Origin of the sequence: Xenorhabdus sp. TS4 (assembly GCF_014467265.1) — a bacterium.
Classification (GTDB): domain Bacteria; phylum Pseudomonadota; class Gammaproteobacteria; order Enterobacterales; family Enterobacteriaceae; genus Xenorhabdus; species Xenorhabdus ehlersii.
Window position 1 is genome coordinate 90,044 of the sequence record NZ_NKHQ01000006.1, and the last position, 15,666, is coordinate 105,709.

Annotated in this window: 15 protein-coding genes; 1 reads left to right on the forward strand and 14 read right to left on the reverse strand. The window is 42.8% G+C overall.

Going from position 1 to position 15,666, the window contains the following annotated elements:
- Window positions 1-52: 52 nt before the first annotated feature.
- From Xets_RS04535 to hutI, 13 genes are all read right to left on the reverse strand, one after another.
- Window positions 53-586 (reverse strand): GNAT family N-acetyltransferase, encoded by a 534-nt coding sequence (locus Xets_RS04535; protein ID WP_099132034.1) that lies wholly within the window; start codon window positions 584-586, stop codon window positions 53-55.
- A gap of 5 nt (window positions 587-591) precedes the next feature.
- Complete coding sequence (locus tag Xets_RS04540; RefSeq protein ID WP_099132035.1) at window positions 592-1,428, reverse strand: hypothetical protein; 837 nt, start codon at window positions 1,426-1,428, stop codon at window positions 592-594.
- Window positions 1,429-2,164: 736 nt separating this feature from the next.
- On the reverse strand, window positions 2,165-2,440 hold the full coding sequence (locus Xets_RS04545) for a YfcL family protein (protein WP_099132036.1): 276 nt from the start codon (window positions 2,438-2,440) through the stop codon (window positions 2,165-2,167).
- Between the two features lie 16 nt (window positions 2,441-2,456).
- Window positions 2,457-3,014, reverse strand: coding sequence for an elongation factor P hydroxylase (locus tag Xets_RS04550; protein ID WP_099132037.1), 558 nt, complete (start codon window positions 3,012-3,014; stop codon window positions 2,457-2,459).
- Between the two features lie 21 nt (window positions 3,015-3,035).
- A complete protein-coding gene (locus Xets_RS04555) occupies window positions 3,036-3,836 on the reverse strand; it encodes a sulfite exporter TauE/SafE family protein (RefSeq protein ID WP_099132038.1) in 801 nt (266 codons plus the stop codon).
- 86 nt (window positions 3,837-3,922) lie between these two features.
- Window positions 3,923-5,008: a chorismate synthase gene (gene aroC, locus Xets_RS04560; RefSeq protein WP_099132039.1), complete on the reverse strand. Its 1,086-nt coding sequence runs from the start codon at window positions 5,006-5,008 to the stop codon at window positions 3,923-3,925.
- 211 nt (window positions 5,009-5,219) lie between these two features.
- The gene (gene prmB / locus Xets_RS04565) at window positions 5,220-6,155 is read right to left on the reverse strand and encodes a 50S ribosomal protein L3 N(5)-glutamine methyltransferase (protein WP_099132040.1); all 936 of its coding nucleotides are present in this window, start codon (window positions 6,153-6,155) and stop codon (window positions 5,220-5,222) included.
- 137 nt (window positions 6,156-6,292) lie between these two features.
- Window positions 6,293-7,657 carry an amino acid permease gene (locus Xets_RS04570; RefSeq protein ID WP_187651223.1) on the reverse strand — a complete coding sequence of 455 codons (1,365 nt, stop codon included), beginning with the start codon at window positions 7,655-7,657 and terminating at the stop codon, window positions 6,293-6,295.
- A 92-nt stretch (window positions 7,658-7,749) separates the two neighbouring features.
- Complete coding sequence (hutH, locus tag Xets_RS04575) at window positions 7,750-9,282, reverse strand: histidine ammonia-lyase (protein WP_099132042.1); 1,533 nt, start codon at window positions 9,280-9,282, stop codon at window positions 7,750-7,752.
- A 14-nt stretch (window positions 9,283-9,296) separates the two neighbouring features.
- A complete protein-coding gene (gene hutU / locus Xets_RS04580; protein ID WP_099132043.1) occupies window positions 9,297-10,991 on the reverse strand; it encodes a urocanate hydratase in 1,695 nt (564 codons plus the stop codon).
- Window positions 10,992-11,292: 301 nt separating this feature from the next.
- The gene (gene hutC, locus Xets_RS04585; RefSeq protein WP_370588204.1) at window positions 11,293-12,024 is read right to left on the reverse strand and encodes a histidine utilization repressor; all 732 of its coding nucleotides are present in this window, start codon (window positions 12,022-12,024) and stop codon (window positions 11,293-11,295) included.
- Between the two features lie 37 nt (window positions 12,025-12,061).
- On the reverse strand, window positions 12,062-13,021 hold the full coding sequence (gene hutG, locus Xets_RS04590; protein WP_099132149.1) for a formimidoylglutamase: 960 nt from the start codon (window positions 13,019-13,021) through the stop codon (window positions 12,062-12,064).
- A gap of 19 nt (window positions 13,022-13,040) precedes the next feature.
- The gene (gene hutI, locus Xets_RS04595) at window positions 13,041-14,309 is read right to left on the reverse strand and encodes an imidazolonepropionase (protein ID WP_187651225.1); all 1,269 of its coding nucleotides are present in this window, start codon (window positions 14,307-14,309) and stop codon (window positions 13,041-13,043) included.
- Between the two features lie 181 nt (window positions 14,310-14,490).
- On the opposite strand from hutI, the gene smrB reads away from it, so the two are divergent.
- The gene (smrB, locus tag Xets_RS04600; protein ID WP_099132046.1) at window positions 14,491-15,033 is read left to right on the forward strand and encodes an endonuclease SmrB; all 543 of its coding nucleotides are present in this window, start codon (window positions 14,491-14,493) and stop codon (window positions 15,031-15,033) included.
- Between the two features lie 47 nt (window positions 15,034-15,080).
- Here smrB and sixA read toward each other — a convergent pair whose 3' ends face one another.
- On the reverse strand, window positions 15,081-15,563 hold the full coding sequence (gene sixA, locus Xets_RS04605) for a phosphohistidine phosphatase SixA (RefSeq protein ID WP_187651226.1): 483 nt from the start codon (window positions 15,561-15,563) through the stop codon (window positions 15,081-15,083).
- Window positions 15,564-15,666 lie beyond the last annotated feature (103 nt).

The window sequence follows — 15,666 nt, forward strand, 5'->3', positions numbered from 1 at the left end:
GGTGCCCCACGGTCTTTATTCCCAAAACTGATATTATTTCAAATTCAGTATGTTATTTAGGTATGGTGGTCATAGTAAGCAAACGTCTCATTGCACAACGTTGTTCTTCAGCAAATCCATCATCAATTTCACTTTGTAGTATTTGCTGCAATGACACAGAAAGTTGCTGCGAATCTAAGATCTCAAATCCCAATTTATGGTAAAAGGGTGCGTTCCAATTAACATAACGAAAAGTTGTTAATGTCACAGCGTTAAGATGGCGTTGTTCAGCAACCTGAATGACTTTTTCAATCAATGCCCTTCCGATACCTTTTCTCTGCCAATTTTCATGCACAGAAAGCTCCATAATATGTAACCCATCATCTAATGGCTTAGCTAAAATAAAACCAATAGGACAAGAGTTTTCGTTAAGGGCAACCCAGCTATTGCCTTGCATAATATAGTCCAAATGTTGCTGCTCCGTTTGCACATAACCATCAACTATCCAAGCCAGTTCAGATATAAACCTAAATAATTTCGCAGCAGAATGTTCTATTGCGGGTAAATGAGTTACATCTGATTTTTGTGTTAAGCGAATAGAAGACATTGTATTCAAATCATAAACCTCATTGCTGCAATAATGGCACCAGAAAAACCAAACATTATTGTTACCATCCATTTAGTTTGAGCAACTATTTTATTGGATAGCTCCTCACTTACAGTTGATATTTTCTGATGTATAGATGATATATCACTACGTACAACTACCATATCCTTCTGCAAAGTCGATATGTCACTACGTACAACTACCATATCCTTCTGCAAAGTCGATATATCGCTACGTACAGCTACCATATCCTTCTGCAAAGTCGATATATCACTACGTACAACTACCATATCCTTCTGCAAAGTCGATATATCGCTACGTACAGCTACCATATCCTTCTGCAAAGTCGATATATCACTACGTACAGCTACCATATCCTTCTGCAAAGTCGATATATCACTACGTACAGCTACCATATCCTTCTGCAAAGTCGATATATCGCTACGTACAGCTACCATATCCTTCTGCAAAGTCGATATATCGCTACGTACAGCTACCATATCCTTCTGCAAAGTCGATATATTATTGCTTACAGATCCCATATTATTCTGCAAGGGTAATATATTTCCACGCATAGAAGATATTTCTTTATTAATCAATACATTAATAGACTCAATATCCGCTTTTGTTGCATAATTTGATTTTATAACAGCAACATCCATTTTTATTTGAGCAACGTCTGATTCCAGATTTTCAACCCTTTTTTCCAGTGTTGTATTCATCACTTTTTTCTCAGCAAATTTTAATGAGTCAGAATTTATCGATTCAGGTAACAAAAGTATTTTGTTACTTTCAGTATGATCTCTGTAACCACTCTGAACAAAATTATTTTCCAGCTTCATGCCACTATTTCCTGAATAATCCTTTTCTGATTTTGACTTTCCAAGGGAAATTTATCTGTTTTGTTAATATAAAATTTTACTGATTTTTTATTTAGCAATATTTCACCTACTCCATCAGTCTTTTAGTGCGGAATTACCATCATTATTACTGTTCATTTGTTCTGAACAAGGATTTGTCCATATACCAGAGATATCTTATTGCATATCAACCTCTTATTATTTATGGTTTTCCGTTAGTTAATCAGGTAAAAATCACTTCATTTTCCAACATATCATTGTCAAAACTTTAGCATCTCTACTTATTTTAATCATCAGTTGTTCTATTAATAACATGATTAATAAAAATAAATAATAAAATAATTATATTAACAACCGTTAAAACAGAACACATTTATACATTATTTAGATAGCAAGTAAAAAACCTTTTTAAATAACAACAATAAATAGAATTTCATTATTTTGTCCACCGCATTATATTCATATTAAACATATTAACACCCTAATCATTTTAATTGTAAATAATTAAAAACACATGTAGGATAGATTTAACAACCAAATTACTGTACTTTATATTTACTATAAAAAGATCAATAAAGATTTAATTATCACTATTTATTCTCATTATTGAGAAGCACTACGAGTTTTTTTGTAACTGAAGATGGGAAGTTACTCAGTTAAAGCAAAAATAAAGGGCTACATGAATAGCCCTAAATAAAGTTATTTTTATATCAAAGAATTAATCTTTTGCACCATTCAGCAATTTTTGCCAAGTTGCCAAAACCAAAATCTGATCCGGTGGAGTCAGTTCTCCCACTTTAATTGCTTTGTGGATGCTTTCTTCAACACGCTGATGGAGCTGTTCGATAGTGTTTGCACCTTCTTGCTCTAATTCAGCAACAGCTAATGTCAGATGCCCGCGGAGGTAACCACCAGCAAATAATTCATCATCACTGGCCTGTTCAACCATATCATCAATTTGCGCCAGAATACGTGTTTCAAACTCTGCGAGCATTATTTTTTCCTCAAAATCAATTTCTGTTAGCAAAGAGATCTTCCGGATAAGGAAAATGCTCTGCTTTTAATGGAGGCGTATTGTAGAACGATTGCAGACCTTGAATAAAGCGTTCAGCTCGTGCGGGTATCCCATTTTCAAGGTATTGCATGACTTGCGCATGCACTTTCTGCTGAAAAGCCAGGCGATCCGGCTCAAAATCGCCTTCAAGGTTGTCACAACTGATATTAAAGGGAAACCCCGCTGCTATACAGAATAACCACTCCAGCGATTGTGGTTTAATCTCCACCTTTTCAAACTTCTCCTGAGTTTGGGCATCGCGCCCATCAGGGCAATACCAGTAACCAAAATCGATCAGTTTGCGACGCTCTTCACCCGCAATGCACCAATGAGAAATTTCATGTAATCCACTGGCATAAAATCCGTGGGCAAACACTATCCGGTTATAGTTAACTTCATCATCTGCAGGCAGATAAATCGGCTCATCATCACCTTTTATCAAACGGGTGTTATAGTCATTGCTAAAGCAATTATCAAAAATTTCAATCAGTTGCTGATAATGATGTGCGGTCATGTATTAATGCCAGATCCTAAATCAAAAATAAAATGCCAGCCAAGAACGGACTGTATCTCCGTGATGATCATAAAGAAGTTTGATGCTCATCAAAAAGGAAATTGTCACCAACAGCGGACGAATAAGTTTCTTCCCTTTGCTCAGTACTAAACTCGCCCCAAATCGCGCACCGATTATTTGTCCTACCAACATCACAACTCCCGCCAGCCATAAGATCTGTCCGCCAAGAACAAAGAATCCTAAGGCTCCGATGTTAGATGCAAAGTTCAGTACCTTGGCATGAGCCGTTGCTTTTGCCAAATTGTAGCCACAAAGCATGACATAAGAGAGTGCAAAAAAAGATCCCGTCCCTGGCCCAAACACGCCATCGTAAAAACCAATACCACATCCGGCAAGGCAACCAAACGCAATTGGACCAAGACGATGTTGCCGATCTTCTGCCCCAATATTCGGCACCAATAGGAAATAAACGCCGATAATGATCACTAATGCCGGCAATAAATAACGCAAAAAATCCGGTGAGATAAATTGAACCAGCAAAGCTCCTAACATGGCGCCAATTATCGTCATGAAGATAGCAAAACGCTGGGAACGCAAATCCACTACGCCACGGCGGATAAAATAGAGGCTGGCAGAGAAAGAGCTACCTATAGCCTGTAACTTACTTGTTGCCAGCGCTTGGACAGGAGAAACGCCCACCGATAGCAACGCAGGGATGGTCAATAATCCACCACCTCCGGCAATGGAATCGATAAACCCTGCCACCATCGCAACTAAAAAGAGGAAACCGTAAATTTCCGGCCCCAATAATGACCATTCCATTATGCATTTCACCAGAAAACTGCTTGCCTATTCTCATGATACCTTTCAGCACCAACCAAAGCGGGTATCAGGAGCCTCTTCCCTAATTACCAGCGTGGAAGTGATGATATCACATCAGCACATTGTGCCCGCTGGCGCAGTAAGTGATCCATCAGTACAATTGCCATCATTGCTTCTGCGATAGGTACGGCACGAATACCAACACAAGGATCGTGGCGGCCGCGAGTTACCATATCCACTTCTTCTCCCTGACGATTGATAGTTCTGCCTGGCACCATAATGCTGGATGTTGGTTTCAAGGCGATATGCGCAATAATTGGCTGACTACTGCTAATTCCGCCTAAAATGCCGCCTGCATGGTTACTGGTAAATCCCTGTGTCGTCATTTCATCGCGGTTCTCGCTGCCACGTAAGTTGATAACACCGAAACCCTCACCGATTTCAACACCTTTGACCGCGTTAATGCTCATCAAAGCATGAGCGATGTCTGCATCCAAACGGTCAAAAACCGGTTCACCCAATCCGGCAGGAACGTTTTCGGCAACCACACTCACTTTCGCACCGATAGAATCCCCCTCTTTTTTCAATGTACGGAGTAATTCATCAAGCTGAGTCAACTTACTTGCATCCGGGCAGAAAAAAGGATTCTGTTCAACAAGATCCCAATCTTTCAGTTCACAATGAATATCACCCATCTGAGTCAGGCAAGCACGAATAAGAATACCGTGTTTTTCGAGTAGATATTTTTTAGCAATTGCCCCTGCTGCAACGCGCATAGCGGTTTCACGGGCAGATGAACGCCCGCCACCACGGTAATCACGCACCCCATATTTCTGTTCGTAGGTATAGTCAGCATGGCCAGGGCGGAAAACATCTTTAATTGCACTGTAATCTTGTGAACGCTGATCGGTGTTTTCAATCATCAGGCCAATGCTAGTACCGGTTGTCACGCCGTTAAAAACACCAGAAAGAATGCGAACTTGATCGGGTTCACGACGCTGCGTCGTATAACGGGAAGTTCCCGGACGACGCCTGTCTAAATCGATTTGCAAATCAGCTTCTGTAATAGCAATACCCGGTGGAACACCATCGACAACGCATCCCAGTGCGATCCCGTGAGATTCACCAAATGTGGTGACACGAAAAAACTGTCCAATACTATTTCCTGCCATTCTTACCCTGCCATCATTATTTATGCGTTACAAATGAGATCGAATAACAATAACTCACCCAATGATTAAAACCTATCTTATTTCAGTAATTTTATTTGCCTTTTATCCTTAATCTTTCGAGCAACAATATTGCTAGCTGCTACTCGAAATCCACTGGATATAGATACAATTATGAAATATCTGTTTTAACCATTGGATGAATGAAAAAATATCAGTCTTTGAATTGCTGGAAATATTCGTGATATTCAACAAGCTGCTGGCGAGTCAGCACGAAAACACCATCACCATAATCATGTTCGAATGTCAGCCATTTGAATGGTACTTCAGGGTATTGCTCAATCAGGTGTACCATACTGTTACCTACTTCACATACCAGTATTCCATCTTCTGAAAGGAAATCCGGGGCAGTTGCCAGAATACGACGAACCAAATCCAACCCGTCAATACCTGCAGCCATGGCTAATTCAGGTTCATGATCGTATTCCTGAGGAAAATCACTCATATCTTCTTCATCGACATAAGGAGGGTTAGTGACAATGATGTCGTATTTCACCGATGGTATATCATGAAATAGATCTGAACGAATCGGGATTACACGGTGAGAAAGCTTATGATTCTCTATATTTATTTCTGCAACTTCCAAAGCATCTGGAGAAATATCAACAGCATCAACTTCGGCTTCTGGGAAGGCATGGGCACAGGCGATTGCAATACAACCGCTTCCTGTACAAAGATCCAAAATTGTCGATGGCTGACGTGAGATAAGTCCTTCAAAATGGTTTTCAATCACATCTCTAATCAGTGAACGTGGAATCAAAACTCGCTCATCGACATAAAATTCATGACCACAGAACCAAGCTCGATTTATCAAATAAGCAACAGGAATACGTTCATTAATACGACGTAAGACAAGTTCCACGATACGTTGACGCTCTGTTGATGTCAGGCGTGAAGCCATCATTGAATCAGGGACATCCATAGGCAAACGCAATGAGGGGAGAACTAATTGCAAAGCCTCGTCCCACGGATTACATGCAGTATGTCCACAATAGATATCCGATTCGCTAAAACGGCTAGTAGACCAACGCAACATATCTAAAATAGTACGCAGCTCTGCAACAGCCTCATCGACTAAAATCTTATCCAAAAAACACCTCCAAACAACAAAAAAGATATATCAACTCGTTAGTTTGCCATGATCCAGAACACAAATCAGCTTTCTTAACACTGAGTTATCTTAGGATGAAATTGTATTCACAAAATACATAAGGTCGTATGGGAGGGTTAACCATGACTTGGTTTTTTTACCCATAAATAATAGCTGATAGTCAATAATACTATCCATACTATCCCTACGTATAATGCAATCCGGGTATTAGGGAAATAGCCTAATACCACAATAACAAATGCCATAAAAGCAATGGCTAAAGTCGGCGCAACAGGCCAGAAGGGAACGGGGAATTTAAGTTGCTTGGCCTCCTCTGCCGGCATTTTTCGGCGCATAACATATTGTGACAGCAAAATCATCAGCCATACCCAAACGGTTGCAAATGTTGCGATGGAAGCAATGATGACGAAAACTTTTTCCGGCAACAAATAATTCAAAAGGACGCCCACCAACAAGATCCCAGACATTGCCAGCACCGTAACCCACGGTACTCCGTTTTTAGTCAGTTGGGTAAAAGAAGCTGGTGCCTGTTTTTCCTGTGCCATGCCATACATCATCCGTCCGGCACCAAAAATATCACTGTTGATCGCGGAAATTGCAGCGGTAATCACGACAATATTTAAAATATTGGCTGCGGAATCAATTCCCAGGCTGGAGAAGATCTGGACAAATGGGCTGCCATTTTGTCCCACTTGATTCCACGGATAAATGCACATCAAAACAAACAGTGTAAGAACATAAAACAGTAAGATACGGAACGGAACCGCATTGATCGCACGTGGGATAGATTTTTCTGGATTTTTAGCTTCACTGGCCGTGATGCCGATGACTTCAATGCCACCAAAGGCAAACATAACGACTGTAAACGAAGCAATTACCCCCGCTATGCCGTTTGGCATAAATCCACCATGTTCCCATAAATTCGACAGGCCTGTGACATGCCCTGCTTCCTGACCAAACCCATACATCATGATGGCAAAACCACCGACAATCATGGCGATAATCGCAGCAACTTTGATGATAGACAGCCAAAATTCCATTTCACCAAATACCTTGACGTTACATAGGTTGATTGCGCCAATAAAAAAGACAATGCCAAGAACCCAAATCCACTGGTCAACATGGGGAAACCAGAGCTTCATATAGATGCCAAATGCGGTGACGTCAGCAAGACAAACAACCAGCATTTCAAAGACGTAAGTCCATCCGGTCAGAAAACCTGCCAATGGCCCTAAGTATTGGGTGGCATAATAAGAGAAAGAGCCAGGTGCAGAGCGATGTACCGCCATTTCCCCCAATGCCCGCATGACCATAAAAACGGCTGCACCACCAATGGCATAAGCCAGCAATACCGCCGGTCCTGCGGCTTTAATAGCGCCTGCCGAACCATAGAAAAGACCTGTGCCAATTGCCGAACCCAGAGCCATAAACCGAATGTGGCGAACGCTTAACCCGCGCTTGAGTTGTGAAATGTTTTGCATGATTTATCCTTATGTCTTTTATTATTAGATTGGAAGAGATAAATACTACGATAAGGCCGGATTTTATCCGGCCTAAAACGATGTGTTTGTACTTAGTTTTCTAAGATATTCCCAGCAGGCAACAAAGCAGAAAGTTGCTGCTCGGCCAACAACTGAATTGTTACATCAATATCCGGAGCAAAAAAGCGGTCTTTATCATAATGTGTAACTTTATCACGAAGAATATGGCGAGCTTTTTCTAATACCGGACTACTCTTCAAGCCATGACGGAAATCCATGCCCTGGCAAGCTGTCAACCATTCAATTGCTAAGATCCCACGCACGTTATCTGCCATCTCCCACAGGCGACGGCCCGCTGCGGGTGCCATTGAAACGTGATCTTCTTGATTGGCAGATGTCGGCAGACTATCGACACTGGAAGGATGCGCCAGTGCCTTGTTTTCACTTGCCAGCGCAGCCGCCGTCACCTGTGCAATCATGAAACCAGAGTTAACACCGCTGTTTTCAACTAAGAATGGTGGCAACTGGGACATATTGCTATCCATCAGCAAGGCAATGCGACGTTCTGACAATGAGCCGATTTCTGCCAAAGCAATAGCCAGATTATCTGATGCCATAGCGACGGGTTCCGCGTGGAAATTACCACCAGAAATCACCTCATCTTCTTCGGTAAATACCAGTGGGTTATCAGAGACTGCATTGGCTTCAACCATAATAACATCAGCAGCATGGCGGATTTGGGTTAAACAAGCCCCCATCACTTGTGGCTGGCAGCGCAATGAATAAGGATCCTGAACTTTCGGGCAGTTTTTATGGGATTCACAAATCTCACTTTGTTCTTCCAATATCAAACGGTAAAGGGCTGCCACATCAATCTGGCCTTTCTGTCCACGTACTTCATGGATACGGGCATCAAAGGGTTTACGGGAGCCAAGAGCGGCTTCAACAGACATGGCGCCACAAACAATCGCTGATGCGAGTAAATCTTCTGCGGCAAATAGCCCTTTTAAGGCAAAAGCGGTAGAAGCCTGCGTACCGTTGAGCAGTGCCAAACCTTCTTTTGCGACAAGACACATCGGCTCAAGTCCTGCTTTTTCCAGTGCCTCTTTTGCCGGTAACCATTCACCACGATAACGGGCTTTACCTTCGCCCAACAATAACAAGCTCATATGCGCCAAGGGTGCTAAGTCACCGGAAGCCCCTACCGAACCTTTGCTTGGAATACAGGGATAAACCTCAGCGTTGACCAAGGCAATCAGTCCCTGAATGACTTCCAGACGAATGCCAGAATAACCACGGGCAAGGCTATTAATTTTCAACACCATAATCAAGCGGACAATTTCATCCGGCAGAGGTTCACCCACTCCCGCCGCATGTGACAACACGATAGAACGCTGCAACTCTTCCAAATCCTGCTCTGCAATACGGGTATTCGCGAGCAAACCAAAACCGGTATTGATACCGTAAGCCGTTTTATTTTCACTGATAATGCGATTCACACAAGCAACACTACCTTCAATGGCAGGGAAACAGTGTTCGTCCAAACTAATGTGAACAGGATGCTGATAAACATGACGTAATTCTTCAAGCGTCATTTTTCCCGGATGAATAGTAATATTTTTCATTTTAACAACGCTCCTTATTTCGCATCAGTCACTGGCAGGTTTAACATTGGCAGGTTTAGCCCCTGCTCTTTCGCACACTGGATAGCCAATTCATAGCCCGCATCAGCATGACGCATAACGCCCGTTGCCGGATCATTGTGTAATACACGGGCAATGCGCTCAGCAGCTTCATCAGTTCCATCACAAACAATGACCATGCCAGAATGTTGAGAGAATCCCATACCAACGCCACCACCATGATGCAGGGAAACCCATGTTGCACCACCAGCCGTATTCAGTAAGGCATTCAGTAATGGCCAATCAGAAACAGCGTCAGAACCATCTTGCATGGATTCAGTTTCACGATTAGGGCTGGCGACAGAGCCAGAATCCAAATGATCACGGCCAATCACGATTGGTGCAGAAAGTTCCCCTCGGCGAACCATTTCATTGAATGCTAAACCTAATTTGGCACGATCTCCCAACCCTACCCAACAAATACGTGCAGGCAAGCCTTGGAAACTGATGCGCTCTCTCGCCATATCTAACCAGCGGTGTAAATGGGCATCATTCGGCAACAGTTCTTTTACCTTGGCGTCAGTTTTATAAATATCCTCAGGATCACCGGAAAGCGCCGCCCAACGGAAAGGTCCTATGCCTCGACAGAACAGCGGGCGAATGTAAGCGGGAACAAAGCCAGGAAAATCAAAAGCGTGTTCAATACCCACCTCTTTCGCCATTTGGCGGATATTATTGCCATAATCGAAGGTAGGTATACCCTGTTCCTGAAAGGCCAACATAGCTTCAACATGTGCGGCCATTGACGCTTTTGCCGCTTGGATCACCACTTCTGGCTCACTTTCGGCACGGCGGCAATACGCTTCCCATGTCCAACCAGCCGGCAAGTAACCGTGTAATGGATCATGGGCACTGGTTTGGTCTGTTACCATATCAGGACGCACGCCACGGCGTACCAGCTCAGGTAAAATCTCTGAAGCATTACCACACAATGCTATCGAGATTGCTTTACCTTCCTGGGTATAACGTTCAATACGCGCCAAAGCATCATCCAGATCAACGGCCTGCTCATCCACGTATTTGGTACGCAGACGAAAGTCAATGCGACTTTGTTGGCACTCTATGGTTAATGAAGAGGCACCTGCCAATGTCGCAGCCAGTGGCTGGGCACCGCCCATACCGCCCAAACCCGCCGTCAGTATCCAACGTCCGGTCAAGTTGCCGTTGTAGTGTTGGCGGCCTGCTTCGACAAAAGTTTCGTAAGTTCCCTGAACAATGCCCTGACTGCCAATGTAAATCCAACTACCGGCTGTCATCTGGCCATACATAGCCAGCCCTTTGGCATCCAATTCGTTAAAATGTTCCCATGTCGCCCAGTGTGGCACCAAATTCGAGTTGGCAATTAATACACGCGGGGCATTCTCATGGGTTTTGAACACCCCCACAGGTTTACCGGATTGCACCAGCAGGGTTTCGTCATTTTCCAGATTCTTTAAGGTTTCAACGATTTTTTCATAGCATTCCCAGTTTCTGGCTGCACGACCAATGCCACCATACACCACCAATTCACAGGGATTTTCCGCCACATCGGGATCAAGGTTATTCATGAGCATACGAAGTGGTGCTTCGGTTAGCCAACTTTTTGCTGTCAGTTGCGTCCCTCTGGGAGCGCGAATGGTTACGTTGCTGAATTTATTATTTTGCGTCGTCACGGTTTTTTCCTATCTCATCGTTGTGAATTTTATTAATTGTATAGTTGTATATACATGTACGTTCAATAGGCAAAAATGTGACGGAGATAAAGTTAATGATGCGGGTAAAATATTTTTTTGATGAAAATCAAAAAGATGATATTGATTTATTTCGTGATAAACAGGGAAATATTTTTGCTGGTTTTGTGTTTAACATCACATTGATTTTACATTATTGTTACAAGGACTAATGAAAAACCTCTTCTCCCCAAAGGAAAAAAGAGGTTTTTGCAGCCTGATTTTTTGTAGCTCCATTAGGGAACTATGAACTAAAACGCCCTTTCAATTTATATCGATACCCAGGAAACAATAACCTGGCACTGGAAACAATAAATTCTCTCGACCAGGTTCGTCGGCTGATTAACAAACAGGGCGTATTTGCCTCAATTTGTAATAACCGACAAGAGAGGGCATCTCCCGCCACGGCTTCAACGATATGTTCCCCTTCTGTCAATGGCGCTACCTGGGATAAATAATCATGGGCCGTTTGCTGACGGAAATCTTGCCGCAAATATTCCGGTGCTGCCTGAACATTGACAAAGCGATCTTCAATTTGCACAGGTACATCATTTTCATAATGTACAATAATGGAATGGTAGAGCGGCGCACCTACTGCAATACTGAATTCCTCAGCCTGAGTCATATTGGCGCTCACTTCAGCGAGTTTCAACACCTTGCAACTATGTCGGTTAGAGCGGGAAGCAATTTCATCTGCAATACTGTGAATTTCAAATAACGCAGATTGTCCTTTCGGCTCAGAGACAAACGAACCCACCCCTTGCAGACGGAATAGAAAACCTTCTGCCGTTAGCTCCCTTAATGCCCGGTTAGCCGTCATGCGACTACAGTTAAATTGCCTGACCAATTCCGCTTCCGAAGGAATCCGATCATGCGGTTTCCATTCCCCTGTATAGATCTTTTCAATAATCGCTTGTTTAACTTTTGCATATAAAGGTACTGGCTTGGTATATATATCTGGTAAATCGTCTGTCACTATTCCTTCCTTCTCACTTTCTACTCTTCCCACCAGCCTATTTATTCCACCAATGCACCAACTGCCATGCAAGGCGAGCCGCCGCTTTCCCTCCCATTCCCTGGATATCATATAAAGGGTTAAGCTCAACTAAATCTACGGCTTGCAATTTTTTGCTCTGACAGATGAGTTGAACTAATGGCAATAAACGCTCCAGCGGAACTCCCAACGCCGCAGGTGCAGAAACGGCTGGCATTTGCCAAATTGGCAGCACATCCAAATCGATAGTCATATAAATGATATCAACCTGATTAATGATATCTTGTAATTGCTTCTGTACCTTATCCAACATGGATTCAACACAGTGGGTATCCCAAATAATGGTGACATCAAGATGATTAGCCTCATCCAGTAATGCCTGGGTATTTGATGCCAAGCTGGCGCCAACACAACTGTAATTAAATGGACGCTGATGTTGCTGGCAGTAATGCGCAAGTTGCCGAAATGGGGTTCCTGATGTAGGCTGCGGCGAATTTCTCAGATCCAAGTGGGCATCAAAATTGATGATACCGACACGCTGCTCCGAAAACGCACGGTAAATTCCCATCCCATGAGCAAAAGCCGTTTCATGCCCACCGCCAAAAATCAGCGTTTTCATATTATGCTGCTGGCATTCATAGACAGCATCACTGAGTGCCTGCTGTGCTTCACTCAATTCCCCAGAATTAGCGCGAATATTTCCCAAATCCACCAATCTATCATGACCATCATAACTCGCCAGGTTTGCCAAGGATTGGCGCAAATATTCTGGTCCTAACTTCGCTCCCGGACGTCCCTGATTAAGTTTAACGCCTTCATCACATTCAAATCCCAATAGCGCAATATGATGAGGAAATTCAGCTGGAGAAAAACTGGCCGGCTGTTTTATTGTCTGGAATAGACGTAAGGCGTTATTGGCTTCTGCAAGATCATTGCGCCCTTGCCAAATGTTTTCTGATGTTGGATGCCATAAATTCATATTTTTTCCCTCACCACCATTAATTAAAGCCATTTAAGTCATCACGATGCGTGATTTCACCATGATAAATACGATAAACCAACGGGTTATGTCCCAGTTCATATAAAATATCAACTGGATTCTGGGCATCCCAAACGACAAAGTCCGCTATAAAACCTGCCGCTAATTGACCGTGACTATCCGCTCGTCCCAGTGCCTGAGCTGCATGAATAGTCACTCCTCGCCAAGCTTCTTCTGGTGTCAAGCCAAATTGTACACAAGCCATATTCATAATCAGGCGCAAGGAAGCAAAAGGACTCGTACCGGGATTAAAATCTGTTGAAATAGCCATTGGAACACCATATTGACGCAATAATGCAATAGGAGGACGTTGAGTTTCTCTCAGAAAATAAAATGCCCCCGGCAATAACACTGCTACTGTTCCACTACGGCTAATGGCTTCAATACCCTTTTCATCCAAATGCTCAATATGATCAACGGATAAACCTTGATATTCAGCAACCAGTTCACTTCCTCCCAAATTGGAAAGTTGCTCAACATGACCTTTTACGGGAATATTTAAGCGTTTTGCGGTTTCAAAAAAGCGTTTGGTCTGATTCAAAGTGAAACCAACTGTTTCACAGAATACATCTACAGCGTCGAATAACTGTTTTTGCCAAAGAGTAGGCAGGATGGAGTCACAAACTAAATCAATATAGGCATCAGGATCATGTTTATATTCAGGTGGGACAGCATGGGCAGAAAGTAATGTTGGGCTAATTTCGATGGGATTTTTCTGTGCCAATGCCCGCACAACCTTCAATTGTTTTTCTTCATTTGCCAGATCCAACCCATAACCTGATTTCATCTCAATCGTTGTCACCCCTTCGGCCATCAATGCATTGAGACGCTTCTGGGATACGTTTTCCAACTGTTGAGCCGAACTATTGCGGGTGGCATTAACTGTGGAATTAATACCTCCCCCTTTGGCGCTAATTTCTTCATAAGAAACCCCATTCAGGCGTTGTTCCCACTCAGAGGCTCTATTGCCACCAAAAACTAAGTGAGTGTGGCAATCGATTAAGCCAGGTGTGATCAAGCGCTGTTCTGCGTCAATGATTTTACATTGATTGGCGGGTACACTATCTGTCGGCAAAATCGCTAAGATTTTTTCATCCCGCACAATAAGGTCATGCTGTTCTAACATGCCGTAATAACTTTCACCATCAACGTTTTTAATTGCAGGGTTCATTGTGGCAAGTTTGACATTGCGCCATATAACATCAGTGTCTCTTAGTTCAATCGACATTGTACTATCCTGTTATTTTTCTCGTTTGTATCAGAACTCATGTTGTATATACATTTATTTTATAACCAAACATAATTGTCAAATCATTTTGTGAACGATTTGTTACTTAAAATGATAACTGCCAGGAAAAATCACAAAAAATCATGTACACTTGCCAAAAGTGTGAGTAAATGAATGTGTAATGAAGAAGAAATATCAATTAAACTCAGAAGACATCAGTCTATTCAGAACGTCTGTTACAGGAACCCGTCGTATTACGCAAGATACGGTTTCCCATCCCCCGAAAAGAAAAAAAATCAACCATGTTGCCCCTGAACGCTTAATGCAAGAACAAGCTGATGCCAGTTACTATTTTTCCGATGAGTTCCAGCCAAATTTGGATATGGAAGGCCCGACTCGTTACATTCGGGAAGATGCCAGTCATTATGAATTAAAGAAATTGCGTCGTGGAGATTATTCCCCTGAACTTTTTCTGGATTTACATGGGCTAACTCAGTTACAGGCCAAACAAGAAATTGGGGCATTAATCGCTGCCTGTCGTCGTGAGCATGTCTATTGTGCCTGCGTTATGCATGGACACGGTAAACACATTCTCAAACAACAAACCCCGCTATGGCTTGCCCAACATCCTGATATTATTGCTTTCCATCAAGCCCCCAAAGAGTGGGGAGGGAACGCTGCGTTACTCATTTTGGTGGAAATGGATGAGTTTACGCGGCGCTAATTTGGTTTTTATATTTAATTAAATTGCCTAATAATTAAGGTGTCTGGTTAGGATTTCGCCGCCAATTGTGCAGGTGATGTTTGCCATAACAGACACCCTTTTTCTGTTTGGGGTTCCAACTCGACACAAGCAATGCTGGATGTAGCAAACATTGGCGGAGTTTGTCCAGGGCAAAGCTCAGACACCAAATAGCCGACTAACGGTAAATGGGAAACTACCAATACAGATTTATGCCCTTGTGTTGACAAAACGTGCAAATAGCTGGCAACCAACATGACATCTCCTGATGGCGTTAACTCAGCCAGTATTTCTTCATTGTCAGGAAGTACCAAATTTTCTCGCACCACCTTTAATGTTTGTTCTGCACGGACATAAGGGCTGACCAAAACACAATCGATGTCAGGCGATGGCTGCGAAAGCCAGCCAGCCATTGTCTGTGATTCCTGGCACCCTCTGGGTGTAAGTTCCCGTGCTGCATCACTGATTGCATTCAAGGCAGCATCACCATGACGCATAATAAAAACGTACATAATCCACCGTTTAGTTAATTGCGAACCTATCTCAGAATAATCATTTAATTCCTATAAAACATCGACTCTTAATTAAAAGAGCCGATCTAACTGTTTTAACAAG